This is a genomic window from Mesorhizobium sp. B2-3-13 (genome assembly GCF_006442195.1).
GTDB lineage: Bacteria > Pseudomonadota > Alphaproteobacteria > Rhizobiales > Rhizobiaceae > Mesorhizobium > Mesorhizobium salmacidum.
In genome coordinates this window covers 211,014-223,787 of record NZ_VFVQ01000005.1, presented here as the reverse complement: position 1 = coordinate 223,787, position 12,774 = coordinate 211,014, and the positions used below count along the sequence as shown (strand labels likewise).

Annotated in this window: 7 protein-coding genes; 5 read left to right on the top strand and 2 right to left on the bottom strand. The window is 63.0% G+C overall.

The window, feature by feature from the left end:
- Positions 1-255: 255 nt before the first annotated feature.
- The 4 genes from FJ941_RS08465 (at position 256) to FJ941_RS08450 (ending at position 4,357) form a co-directional block, all read left to right on the top strand.
- A complete protein-coding gene (locus FJ941_RS08465) occupies positions 256-1,353 on the top strand; it encodes a polyamine ABC transporter substrate-binding protein (protein ID WP_140504691.1) in 1,098 nt (365 codons plus the stop codon).
- A gap of 75 nt (positions 1,354-1,428) precedes the next feature.
- A complete protein-coding gene (locus FJ941_RS08460) occupies positions 1,429-2,565 on the top strand; it encodes an ABC transporter ATP-binding protein (RefSeq protein WP_140504690.1) in 1,137 nt (378 codons plus the stop codon).
- A gap of 8 nt (positions 2,566-2,573) precedes the next feature.
- Entirely contained in the window at positions 2,574-3,542 is a 969-nt protein-coding gene (locus tag FJ941_RS08455) for an ABC transporter permease subunit (protein WP_140504688.1), read from the top strand.
- Positions 3,539-4,357 carry an ABC transporter permease subunit gene (locus tag FJ941_RS08450; RefSeq protein WP_140504686.1) on the top strand — a complete coding sequence of 273 codons (819 nt, stop codon included), beginning with the start codon at positions 3,539-3,541 and terminating at the stop codon, positions 4,355-4,357. The genes FJ941_RS08455 and FJ941_RS08450 overlap by 4 nt, the downstream gene beginning before the upstream one ends.
- 24 nt (positions 4,358-4,381) lie before the next feature.
- On the opposite strand, the gene FJ941_RS08445 is transcribed toward FJ941_RS08450, so the two are convergent.
- Positions 4,382-6,232 (bottom strand): AsmA family protein, encoded by a 1,851-nt coding sequence (locus tag FJ941_RS08445; protein WP_140504684.1) that lies wholly within the window; start codon positions 6,230-6,232, stop codon positions 4,382-4,384.
- A 204-nt stretch (positions 6,233-6,436) separates the two neighbouring features.
- Here FJ941_RS08445 and FJ941_RS08440 point away from each other — a divergent pair, with 204 nt between their 5' ends.
- On the top strand, positions 6,437-8,395 hold the full coding sequence (locus FJ941_RS08440) for an acetoacetate--CoA ligase (protein ID WP_140504682.1): 1,959 nt from the start codon (positions 6,437-6,439) through the stop codon (positions 8,393-8,395).
- A gap of 240 nt (positions 8,396-8,635) precedes the next feature.
- Here the strand turns inward: FJ941_RS08440 and FJ941_RS08435 are convergent, their stop codons facing one another.
- Positions 8,636-12,634: a PAS domain S-box protein gene (locus FJ941_RS08435; protein ID WP_140504680.1), complete on the bottom strand. Its 3,999-nt coding sequence runs from the start codon at positions 12,632-12,634 to the stop codon at positions 8,636-8,638.
- Positions 12,635-12,774 lie beyond the last annotated feature (140 nt).

The window sequence follows — 12,774 nt, the reverse complement described above, 5'->3', positions numbered from 1 at the left end:
ACAGGCTTATCTTGCCAAGTCTCCCCGGCGGCTCGATCGAGACCGGACCACATTCTTGTATCTCTCTCCGCGCGGCGGCGAAAGCTTCTGACGGCACCGCAATTCCTTCCCGCCCCGAACGACCGGGTTGCCGCAGGCGGCGTGCCGGATGGCGCTTGTCGGCCTCTGGAAAGCTCAATAGTCTGAAGCAAAATGCCCGGCAGCGCGGCATGTCGCGACGCGCCGGCAATGGAACACTCACCAAAGGAGAATAGCATGATCCGCAAAGCGCTCTGGCTTTCGGCAACCTCGGCATTTCTGGCGCTTTTGACGCCCGCCGGTCACGCCGCGGACCGCGTCGTCAACGTCTTCAACTGGTCGGATTATATCGACAGTTCGATCATCGACGATTTCACCAAGAAGACCGGTATCAAGGTCGTTTACGATACCTTCGATTCCAACGAAATCCTCGAAACCAAACTGCTCGCCGGCGGCAGCGGCTACGACGTCGTCGTGCCGAGCGGCAATTTCCTGGCTCGCCAGATCCAGGCCGGTGTGTTTCAGAAGCTCGACAAGTCGAAGCTGCCGAACCTCGCCAACATGTGGGATACAGTTACGGAGCGCACCGCCAAATACGACCCCGGTAACGAATACTCGGTCAATTACATGTGGGGCACGGTCGGCATCGGTTACAACACCAAGAAAGTGCAGGCAGCGCTCGGCACCGACAAGATCGACAGCTGGGATGCTTTCTTCAATCCGGACAGCCTGGCCAAATTGAAGGATTGCGGCGTCTATGTGCTGGATTCTCCCTCCGACATCCTGCCGGCGGCGCTGAAATATCTCGGTCTGGACCCCAACAGCACCTCGCCTGACGACATTGCCAAGGCCGAGGAAGCTCTTCTCAAGATCCGTCCCTATATCAGGAAGTTCCACTCGTCCGAATACATCAACGCACTTGCCAATGGCGACATCTGCCTGGCGGTGGGCTGGTCGGGTGACGTGTTCCAGGCTCGCAACCGCGCGGTTGAAGCCAAGCAAGGCGTGGAAATCGGCTATTCCGTGCCGAAGGAAGGCGCCCAGATGTGGTTCGATCAGATGGCGATCCCCGCCGATGCGCCGCATGTCGCCGAGGCGCTTGAATTCATCAACTACATGATGACGCCGGAAGTGATCGCGAAATCGTCGAACTATGTCCTTTATGCCAACGGCAACAAGGCATCGCAGCAGTTCGTCGACAAGGCGCTGCTCGACGATCCCTCGGTCTATCCGGACGCCGCGACCTTGCAGAAGCTCTATACCGTCCAGCCTTACGATCCCAAGACGCAGCGCATCATCACGCGTAGCTGGACCAAGATCGTCACCGGCCAGTAGGCAATCCGACGCGACCCCGGCAGCCAACTGCCGGGGTCGATTTCTTTTGAGGAATAAAAAGTACGGAGTGGGGATATGAAATCGCTTGGCAGCATCCGCAGGGACTTCGCGCCATGGAACGACCCGAAGGCCAAGCCATATATTCAGTTCGACGGCGTCACCAAGAGGTTCGGTGACTTCACCGCTGTCAACAATCTGTCGCTGACCATTTTCGAGCGTGAATTCTTCGCGCTGCTCGGCGCCTCGGGTTGCGGAAAGTCGACGCTGCTCAGGATGCTTGCCGGCTTCGAGGAACCGACAGCCGGTCGCATCCTGCTCGATGGTCAGGATCTGCGCGGCATTCCGCCCTATCGCCGGCCGGTCAACATGATGTTCCAGTCCTATGCCCTGTTCCCGCATATGACGGTCGAGAACAACATCGCCTTCGGCCTCAAGCAGGAAGGCATGCCGAAGCCCGATATCGAAAAGCGCGTCGCCGACATGCTGAAGCTGGTCAAGCTCGAGCAGTTCGCCAAGCGCAAGCCGCACCAGCTCTCCGGCGGCCAGCGCCAGCGCGTCGCGCTTGCCCGCTCGGTCGCCAAGCGACCGAAGGTGCTGCTGCTCGACGAGCCGCTCGGCGCGCTCGACAAGAAACTGCGCGAGGAAACCCAGTTCGAACTGATGGATCTGCAGCAGGAGCTTGGTCTCACCTTCGTCGTCGTCACCCATGACCAGGAAGAGGCGATGACGATGGCCGATCGCATCGCCATCATGGACAAGGGCGAGGTCATGCAGGTTGCGACACCGGCGGAGGTTTACGAGGCTCCGACGTCGCGCTTCGTCGCTCATTTCGTCGGCAACGTGAATATGTTCGAGGGCAAGGTTGCCGATCGCACCGACAAGACAACACGCATCACCGGCGCGACCGGAGCCCAGATCGTCGTCGAGAATGGCGCCGCCGCAACAGGCGCCGACATCATCTTCGCCATCAGGCCGGAAAAGATCAGGGTTTCGTCGAAGAAGCCGGCCGATGCCGTCAACGCGCTGGAGGGCGAGGTTTACGACATCGCCTATCTCGGCGACATGACCGTCTACCACGTCAGGCTGGATGACGGGCAGATCGTGCGGGCAAGCGCCCTGAACGCGGCTCGTGTGACCGAGGATCCGCTGACCTGGAACGACCGTGCCTGGGTGTCCTTCCGGCCCGACGCCGGCGTCGTGCTGGCACGGTAGGGGCGGGCATGTCCAATACCGCCGTCGCCGATGCCGCTGCGCCATCGACTGCCGCCAATCCGTTCCTGACGCGTTTGGGTGCCGGCTTCGTCAGCCGGCTCGTCATCATCGTTCCCTATCTCTGGCTGCTGTTCTTTTTTCTCGTCCCCTTCGTCATCGTCTTCAAGATCTCGCTGTCGCAGACGGCTATCGCCATGCCGCCCTATACGCCGGTGCTCGATTTCAGGGACGGCGTTTCCGGTTTCTTCGCCGGCTTTCGCGACCTCAACTTCGACAATTATGTCTGGCTGACGCAGGACGCACTCTATTTCAAGGCCTACCTCACCAGCGTCGTCATCGCCGCCATCTCCACGGGGTTGACCTTGCTGGTTGGCTATCCCATCGCCTATGGCATGGCGCGCGCTCCGGCCACGATCCGCCCGACATTGCTGATGCTGGTCATCCTGCCGTTCTGGACGTCGTTCCTGATCCGCGTCTATGCCTGGATCGGTATTCTGAAGCCCGAGGGCCTGCTCAACCAGTTGCTCTTGTCGCTGCACGTCATCAATCAGCCGCTGGTGATCCTCAACACCTACACGGCCATCTTCATCGGCATCGTCTATTCCTACCTGCCGTTCATGGTGCTACCGCTTTATTCGTCGCTGGAAAAGATGGACTACTCCCTGATCGAGGCGGCCAAGGATCTCGGCTGTCCGCCGACCGCTGCCTTCTGGAAGATCACCTTTCCGCTGTCGCTGCCCGGCGTCATTGCCGGCTGCCTGCTGGTGTTCATCCCGGCCGTCGGCGAATTCGTCATCCCCGACCTGCTCGGCGGCTCGCAGACGCTGATGATCGGCAAGACGCTGTGGAACGAGTTCTTCGCCAATCGTGACTGGCCGGTGTCGTCGGCCGTTGCCGTCATCCTGCTGTTGCTGCTGATCGTACCGATCGTCTTGTTCCAGCATGCCCAGGCCCGCGCGCAGGAGCACGACAAATGAACACCACCTGGAGCCGCTTCAACATCACTTCGATCACGCTCGGTTTTGCCTTTCTCTATCTGCCGATCGTGCTGCTCGTCGTCTTCTCCTTCAACGAGTCCAAGCTCGTCACAGTCTGGGGCGGCTTTTCCACCAAATGGTACGTATCGCTGTTCCACAATCAGGGCCTGATGGACGCCGCGTGGGTGACCATCCGCGTCGGTCTGATTTCAGCGACGGTAGCCACGGTTCTCGGCACCATGGGGGCCCTGGCGCTGACCCGCTACACACGCTTCCGGGGCAGGGTCCTGTTCTCCGGCATGATCTTCGCACCATTGGTCATGCCTGATGTCATTACCGGCCTGTCGCTGCTCCTGCTGTTTGTCGCCATCGGCATGGATCGCGGCATGACGACCGTGATCCTCGCGCATATCACCTTCACAATGTGCTTTGTCGCGGTGGTCGTGCAGTCGCGGCTTGTCAGCTTCGATCGCTCGCTGGAAGAAGCCGCCATGGATCTTGGCGCACCGCCTGTGAAGACCTTCTTCCAGATCACGCTGCCAGTCATTCTGCCGGCGATCGTGTCCGGCTGGATGCTGGCCTTCACGCTGTCACTGGACGACCTGGTCATCGCCAGCTTTGCTTCGGGCCCTGGCGCCACCACGCTGCCGATGAAGATCTACAGCCAGGTCCGCCTCGGCGTGACGCCGGAGATCAATGCCGCCTGCACCCTCCTGATCGCGATCGTCACGGTTGGCGTGATCATCGCTTCGGTCGCCAACAAGCGGCGCGAGGTGCAGCGGCAGCTTGATGAGCGGGCCGCGCAACGCAGTTAGGAGCGGCGCTTCGGGCGCAAGGCGTTATTCGCCCGAAACGCCACGGCTGATGGGTGAAATGAACGGCGTGCTCCACGTTCCGCCGACGAAAAACGACGACTGGTTGGGCCCCTGCTGGCCGTTCTTTTGCGTTGGCTGATCCGGCTGGATGACGCCGCCCGACAGCGCCAGCCCGCGTCCTGCGTAGGATGCGATGCCGGAAACCCAGATCTTGTATTTCGCCGAATTGGCCTCCGCCTTGTCGAGTCTCGCCACGCCTCTCGAAATGGTTGCCTTCACTTCGGCGCCATCAATGGGCAGCGTCCCGTCCGAGACATCGTCGAGCGCGAAGAAGCCGCCTTGTTCGGTATGCTTGAGAAAGGCCGGCAGGTTGAACTTGCTGAGCGCGCCAGGGCCGAAGGTCGCCGAGACCGAGCCGTCGGCGTTTTCAAAGATCGAATCCCAGGTCCTTCCCGGTCCCTTGAGGATGACCGAAACGGTGCCGGTGCCGACCGGCACCAGCCGGGTCATCCCGGCCGCGGTACCGAACGCGCCACCATCGACGTCGGAGGCCAGCAGCCGGATTTCGACCTGGGTGCCCTCGGGTTTACGGTCGAAACGAAGGCTGGTCTGGATGTTGCCGCCAAAAGCCGAGGCGTCGGAGATGTCGAAGACGGAAAGACCGTCCTTGACCTGGGCGGTGGCCGCGACATCGGCAAGCTGGATACTCCCCGCCGTGGCACGGGCCGCCGACAGCCTGAGATCTAGATTGACCCGATCGGCGAAACTCGTGTCGACCTGACCCGGCTCGCCGCTGCTCGCCGGTCCCAGCGACGTGAAGGCGGACAGAAACGACCTGAGGTCGAGCGTGTCGAAGGCAAGTGTGCCCGAGATCACCGGTTGCGTCTCGCCAAGCGACAGGTCCAGCGCGCCCATGCCCGGGTTGTTGTCCAGCGCCAGCGCCGTGTTTTCAAATTTGACGCGGCCGGCCGACCCCGTGACCTTGCTCGAAATGCTGACCGAGCCGATCGCCGCGCTCGGCGCGATGCCGGCCTGCGACCATTCCAGCACGCGGCGCAGCGAGGGCGCCGCGAATTTCACCTGGCCATCGAAATAGGCTTTTTCGGACATGTTGGCCGTGCCGTCGAAGGAGAAGGTGGCGGGCGCTGCCTTGAAGGACAAAGTGAGGGGTGCCATGCCCCCGGCAAACAGCACCAGGGGTCTCGGCGAGGCGGCATCCACGGTCACGCTTTCGCCGCGCCAGATCCCGGTCGCGGACAATGTCGCATTGCTGTTCATCGCCGCCCAAGTAGCCTGGCCGCTAAGACTGCTCAGGATCTCCACATCCTTGCCTTTGACGGACGCCACCATGCGGCCATCCCTGAACTCCACGGTTCCGAAAGTGTCGTCCGGCAGCTTGTCCAGGTCGGGCTTGGCGGGGTCCGCGTTGACCAGGCCACGGGCCGCGTCGATGGAGCGCGCGATGCGCCCGCCGGTCGGCGCCGTGGGCAGGAATAGCCCGCCCGCCGTGCGCTGCACCCGGATCGTCGGCCGCACCAGCCGTGCCGTGGAAAACACCACATCGCCCTGCAACGCCGCCATGGCCGAGAGGTCGACCTCGACCCGTTCGGCTTCGACGACGGGCGGCGCATCGGCATCCGTCCACTTCGACAGCGTCACATCGGTCAGGATCGCGCGGAATTTCGGCCAGACCTCGATGCGCGGCGACCCCTCGATGGCAACCCGAAAGCCGCTCCAGGCGCTCAATTCCCAGGCGATGCGGTCACGCACGATCCGCGTCGAGGCAATCAGCGGCAGGGCCGCGACCACCAGAGCGATGACGATCGCGGCAGCGCCGATCGCCCATACTCCGCGGCGGATCAAGGATGATGGCATATAGCCCCGTATGCTTCCATTCCGACAAAAACGATCGTCCGACGGGTGTAACCCCTGTCGTCACTACGACTTAGGGCTGACGCATTTCAAGTCTTAATGGCCCGGCGATGGCATTTGCGCACACCTGACCGCGTCAGCCCAACAAAATCTTGCTCTGCTGCGCTGCGATATGCATAAGCGATGACGACCTTGGGAGGATCGATCATGGCTGGCGAAGTACCGCTCTGGACCCCGACGCAAGACCGGATTGATGCCTCGCCCTTGACCGTCTTCATGAAGGTTGCGGCAGCGAATACCGGCAGTCCATTTTCATCCTACGCCGACCTTCACCGCTGGTCGGTCGAGAACCGGGAATCTTTCTGGGATCTTGTCTGGGATTTCTGCGGTCTTGAAGGCGACAAGGGCGAACGACTGCTGCTCGATGGCGAGAAGATGCCCGGCGCTTCTTTCTTCCCCGACGCGTCGCTGAATTTCGCCGAAAACCTTCTGAAAAAAACCGGTGCCGGCGAGGCAATCGTCTTCCGCGGCGAGGACAAGGTCGAGAGGCGGCTGTCGTGGAACGAACTGCACGGCCTGGTCTCGCGCCTGCAGCAGCTCTTCCTGTCGCTCAAGGTAAGGAAGGGTGACCGTATCGCTGCGATGATACCCAACATGCCCGAAGCCGTCGCCGCCATGCTGGCCGCCGCCTCGATCGGTGCGGTGTGGTCATCCTGTTCTCCCGATTTCGGCGAGCAGGGCGTGCTCGACCGGTTCGGCCAGATCGAACCTGTCATCTTCATCGCGCCGGACGGCTATTGGTACAATGGCAAGGCGATCGAGGTCGCCGACAAGGTCAAGGCGGTCGCGGCCAAGCTCGGCAGCGTCCGCAAGGTCCTGCTCGTCGACTATCTCGGCACCTCCGCCGATGTTGCTGATACCATCGACAAGGCGGTGGCGATGGGGGAGGCGCTGTCGCCCTTCGCCGTCAAACCCGTCATCTTCGAGCGGCTGCCATTTTCGCATCCGCTCTACATCCTGTTTTCGTCCGGCACCACCGGCATTCCCAAATGCATCGTCCATTCGGCCGGCGGCACGCTGATCCAGCATGTCAAGGAACACCGGCTGCATGCCGGCCTCGGCGACGGCGACCGCTTCTTCTATTTCACCACCTGCGGCTGGATGATGTGGAACTGGCTGGTATCGGGTCTGGCCTCCGGCGCCACGCTGCTGCTTTATGACGGCTCTCCCTTCCACCCCGACGGCAACGTGCTGTTCGATTTCGCCGATGCCGAGAAGATGACCTTCTTCGGCACGTCGGCCAAGTTCATCGATTCCGTGCGCAAGGCCGGCCTCAAGCCGATCCGCAGCCATGATCTGTCGACGGTGCGCGCCATCTCCTCCACCGGGTCGCCGCTTTCGCCCGAGGATTTCCGCTTCGTCTATGACGGCATCAAGAAGGACGTGCATCTGGCCTCGGTTTCCGGAGGCACGGACATCGTCTCCTGCTTCGTCCTCGGCGTGCCGATCGAGCCGGTCTGGACCGGGGAGATACAGGGGCCGGGCCTCGGCCTCGCCGTCGATGTCTGGGACGATGACGGCAAGCCGGTCAGGCAGGAGAAGGGAGAACTGGTTTGCACCAGGGCTTTCCCGTCCATGCCGATCGGCTTCTGGAACGATCCCGACGGCAAGAAATACCAGGCGGCCTATTTCGAGCGTTTCGACAATGTCTGGTGTCATGGCGATTTCGCCGAATGGACCGATCATGGTGGCATGGTCATCCACGGCCGCTCGGACGCGACGCTCAATCCAGGTGGCGTGCGCATCGGCACGGCGGAAATCTACAATCAGGTCGAACAGATGCCGGAAATCCTGGAAGCGCTGTGCATCGGCCAGGATTTCGACAATGACGTGCGCGTCGTGCTGTTCGTGCGGCTGGCCGCGGGTGTCCAATTGGACGAAGACCTGGAAAAACGCATCCGCGCCAAGATACGCAGCGGCGCCAGCCCTCGCCACGTTCCGGCCAGGATCGTCGCCGTATCGGATATCCCCCGCACCAAGTCGGGCAAAATCACCGAACTCGCCGTGCGCGACGTCGTGCACGGCCGTGCCATCAAAAATAGGGAAGCGCTCGCCAACCCGGAAGCGCTGGAACTGTTCAGGAACCTGCCGCAACTCGCCGAGTGACCGGCATGGTTAACGAAATATGTCGCGCGAATTTACCTAGATTTCACGAGTGGTACACATTCGTAAATTTTTTGGCGACCCGGTAAGGACTTGTTAAGGCCCGGCGTCGATAGTCGGATGTAACTTGAGGGAGAAATCCCGTTCCTCAGCCCCCGAGGATCTGAATTCAGCTCAAGCCCCCGTTGTGACAGCAATCTCATCTCTTAAGGCGTCCTTTGGACGCCTTTTCTTTTGGGCTTGTTATTCCGCCAGCACCCGGGTCGAGGGGAACGCAACCTCCACCAGCGTGCCTTCGCCGGGCGTCGAATTGATGGTGAAGCGGGCACGGTTGGCTTCCACCATCGCCTTGGTCAGCGGCAGGCCAAGGCCGGTGCCGTCGCCGCGCCCGCGCTTCAGGGCGTTGATTTGCTTGAACGGCTTCAGCGCCTGCTCGATCTCGGACTGGCTCATGCCGATGCCGGTGTCACGCACCCGCATGACGACATCACCCGAGGTCTCGTAGGCGGTCGAGACGATCACCTGGCCGCCGGCCTGGGTATAGCGGACGGCGTTGGACAGGATGTTGAGCGCGATCTGGCGCACGCTGCGCAGGTCGGCCACCACTTCCGGCAGCCGCGAGGCGAAGCTGGAGCGGATGATGACCCGTTCGCGGTTGGCCTGCGGCTGCATCATCGCCACGGTTTCGGCCAGCGTATCGTTGAGCGACACCGCCTCATAAGCCATTTCCTGCTGGCCGGCCTCGATCTTCGAGATGTCCAGGAGGTCATTGACCAGATCGAGCACGTGGTTGCCCGAGCGGTTGATGTCGCGCAGATAGTCGCGGTAGCGGTCATTGGCGACCGGCCCGAACTTCTCGTCGACCATCAGTTCGGAAAAACCGATGATGGCGTTGAGCGGCGTGCGAATCTCGTGGCTGATGCGGGCGAGGAAATCGGTCTTCTGCGAGGAAGCGCGTTCGGCCACTGCACGCGCCTGGGTGAGGTCCTCCTCGGCTCGCTTCCACTGCGTGATGTCGCGCACCACGGCGCAGAAGCCGCTGTCGTTGGGCAGCCGGCCGATGGTCATGAACAGCGGGATGAAGCGCCCCTGTGCTTCGCGGCCGATCACCTCGCGGCCATCATTCAAGACGCTCGCCACGCCAGGCTCCAACAGGCCGGTGAGATAGTCGCGCGCCGCGCGCTGGCTCTCGATCGCAAACAGCGAGGCGAACGGCTTGCCGGTCACCTCGTCGCTGTCGAAACCGAACAGCGCTTCGGCCGGGCGGCTGATCGAACGGATGGTGCCGTCGCTGCCGATCAGCACGACCCCGTCTGTGGCGGTGTCGATGATGGTGCGCATCTCGGCGATGCGTGCCTTGAGCTCTGAAATATCGGGCTGCGTTGGCTCCTCGCCGATCACGTGCAGGGCCGCAGGCGCATCATCCTCGCCGGAGCGGCGCACGACCAGCATCAGGGCCTTGCCGTCGCGCCAGGGCACGGAGCGCAGGATGGCGTCGATAGGGAATTCCTGTCCATCGCGCGTCTTCAGCCGCAGCGCCCGGTCGCTGCCGTCGGAGGCGTCGTCATCGGCATAAGGGTCGGCGAACAGAGCGCCGAGGCCGCCCGCATCCTCCAGGTCCTCCAGTGTAGCGTACCCGGTCAGGTCGAGGAATTCCTCGTTTGCATAGTGCAATTGGTCGCCCGAATGGATGATGAGCGGCACCGGCAGCTTGCCGAGCAGCGATGTATCCGGCGTCTTGTTTTCGGTGCCGGCGGAAAAAGCCGACGGCATGAACCCTTCGGTTTTGAGCGGCGGCACCTGCAGGCGCGGCCGCTCGGCAAATGTCTCGGTCGCCTCATGCCTGCCGCCGGTTCCGCCGGTGGTCGCAATCGTTTCCTCGCCGGATGCAGTCGCTTGCTCGCCGGCCCAGTCCTCATCGTCCTCGGCGTCGCGAAAATCGTCTGACGTCATGCTGTCGTCATCGGCCGGCGGTGCCTTGGCAGGTCCTGCCTGCGCTGCCGCCTCGCCATCCCCGATTATCTCCTGTGCCTCGGGCGCTGACGCCTCGTCGCTGCCGTCGGCGGTATGGGCAGGCTCGTCCTCCTTATCGGCATAGTCGAGCAGGGAGCCCGAAGCCCTCGGCGGCGGGGATTCGGAGCTCGGCGCCTGTTGTTCGACCTGGTCCGGCTGCGCACCGTCGAGCCGCGCCAGATCCCTCTGATCCTCGGCATCGCCCGGGGAAGGTTCGCCCGCACCCAGCTCGTCTTCAGTATCGGGCGCTGCCATCTCATGCGCCGGGCCGGTCACCGGTTCCTGGGTCGAATTTGTTGGCTCGGCATCCGGGGTGGCGATGTCCACCGGCGGTTTCGTATCGGTCGCGGGTTTGGTCGCGTCGTGCGGCTCCGGCAAAGAGCCTGTTCCGGCACCTGGTTCCGCTTGCCTTGCCGGCTCGGCTGGTTTGGCCGCCGGCGGCTCTGCCGTGGAACTTTCTTTCTTCAGACGCTCGCCGATCTCGCGGAACGCGCTGCGCTCCAGCGTTGACAGCCCCTTGTCGTTGGCCGGCTGCCGGTGTTCGGCCAGCCGGATGACCTTGTCGGCGAAGCGCCGCTCCGGTTTGGGTACTATCGTCAGCGCCGGCACTTCGCCCTTGAACGGATCCGATGCCTTTGGCTCTTCAGCCTTCGGCTCCTCAGGCAGTGTCTCCACGGCCTCCGGTTTCTGTGCCCCCGGCATCTCGCCATTGGGCACCAATGCCATGCCGATCGCTTCCGGATCGACGACCGCATCCCCGGTTCGCGCGACGCCGAAGCCGCGGAAGCCTTCGAAGGCGCGGCTGCGGCCATAGACGGGCAATGCCGCCAGGTCGACCGGGACCTTCAGGTCGGTGCCGACGACGGGCCACAGCACCGAGCGGCCGGACCAGGTGTCGCGCCGCTCCAGCAGGCCGGCGATCTCGCCGGACGCATCAAGGCCGAAAGCCGCCGCGACATCCCTGAAGCGTCGGCCGATCACGTCGGCGGCCGGATGACCGACGACATCGGCGAATTCCGGTGACAGCGCGCTGAACTTGCCCTCGGCGTCGGTACGCCAGACAAAACGTATCGGTGCCGCCGAGCGGTCTATCGTCCGGGTGGCCGAAGCTGTAATCGGAGCTGCCGGGGAGGCGACCTCGTCCTGCTTCACGCTGTCCGCCGAAGCCTCGGTGCCGGCCGCCTCGGCCACGCTTTTCGGTTCCGCGTCGTCTTCTCCGGCATTGAAATACCAATGATCGTGCTGTGCCGGCGTGCCCGCCGGTTGGTCATTGTCGGCGGCGACCGGTGCCGGCGCGGCCGGCTCCTCGATCTCCCGCTTTGCCCGTTTCGGCATATCGCCAGCGACGGGCTCGGAAGGGGCGGGCTCCTGTTCCATTTTGGCCGCCGTCGGCTGTTCGACCGCCTCTGTCCGCGAAACATCGGCTGTCGGCTGTTTGTCCTGCCGAGACCCGGATTCTACAGCGGCGGTTTCCGCCGCCTCCATTGTGCCGCCAATCTCCTTGGCAGGGTTTTCCGTTGCCGCGGGCAAGCCGTCCGCCGAAGCCGCCGCGCCAGATGCGCTGTCCTCCAGTTGATCCTCGTCGATCACCACCAATAGATGCCGCTCCGGCGTCAGCCGGGCGAGGCCCGCCGGGTAGGAGGTCCTGCCGCCCGGAACGAGGCGCTTGACGATGCGCTCGCCCTCTGCCGCAACGTCGGCCACCAGGGCCGCCAGTGTCGCGGGCTGGATGCCGAGCGCCGAAAATCCCTCCGAGGCGGACTCGATATTGCCCTTGGCATCGATGAAGGCAATGAAATGGCCGTCTTCGGTCAAGCCACTGATCGCCCGGCTGGCGATCTCGGCCGCACTGCGCGAGCCGGTCTGCGCCGCCGGCACGGCCAGCATGATGGCATTCTCGCCATCGGGCAGCGTCACGGCACTGGCAAGAAAGCCGACGGCGCGGCTGGTCACGCCGGTCGCCAGGCGCACCGTGATCGAGCGATCGCTGCCGATCTGCGGGAAGCTGCTGGTCGCCATGATCTGACGGCGCGCGATCAGCGGCAGCCGCGCCGAGGCGCCGATGATCGCTTCGATATCGGGATAACCGAAGATGGCGGCGCCCGGCCCATTGGCCCAGATCACCTGCTCGAGGTCCACCGACAGGATCGCGATCGCGTCGCCGGCGGCAAACCGCTGGCGGACCGCGTCGAGTACGGCGACGTCAAGGAAGGAATATTCGGACGGCATGCGCTTGGCGAACCCTCACGGAGCGGCGAATTTGCAGTTAACGCTTTGTTAATAAAAGCCGCAGCCACGAAGGTCCACAAGCCAGAACGTGCAAAGGCTGAATTTTGGCTGTTTGGTTAACGGCCGAAAATATTTTTTTG

Bases quoted from the DNA above. Each gene is read 5' to 3' on its own strand.
- FJ941_RS08440 (WP_140504682.1), top strand. From the start codon at position 6,437: ATGGCTGGCGAAGTACCGCTCTGGACCCCGACGCAAGACCGGATTGAT.
- FJ941_RS08455 (WP_140504688.1), top strand. From the start codon at position 2,574: ATGTCCAATACCGCCGTCGCCGATGCCGCTGCGCCATCGACTGCCGCC.
- FJ941_RS08450 (WP_140504686.1), top strand. From the start codon at position 3,539: ATGAACACCACCTGGAGCCGCTTCAACATCACTTCGATCACGCTCGGT.
- FJ941_RS08465 (WP_140504691.1), top strand. From the start codon at position 256: ATGATCCGCAAAGCGCTCTGGCTTTCGGCAACCTCGGCATTTCTGGCG.
- FJ941_RS08445 (WP_140504684.1), bottom strand. From the start codon at position 6,232: ATGCCATCATCCTTGATCCGCCGCGGAGTATGGGCGATCGGCGCTGCC.
- FJ941_RS08460 (WP_140504690.1), top strand. From the start codon at position 1,429: ATGAAATCGCTTGGCAGCATCCGCAGGGACTTCGCGCCATGGAACGAC.
- FJ941_RS08435 (WP_140504680.1), bottom strand. From the start codon at position 12,634: ATGCCGTCCGAATATTCCTTCCTTGACGTCGCCGTACTCGACGCGGTC.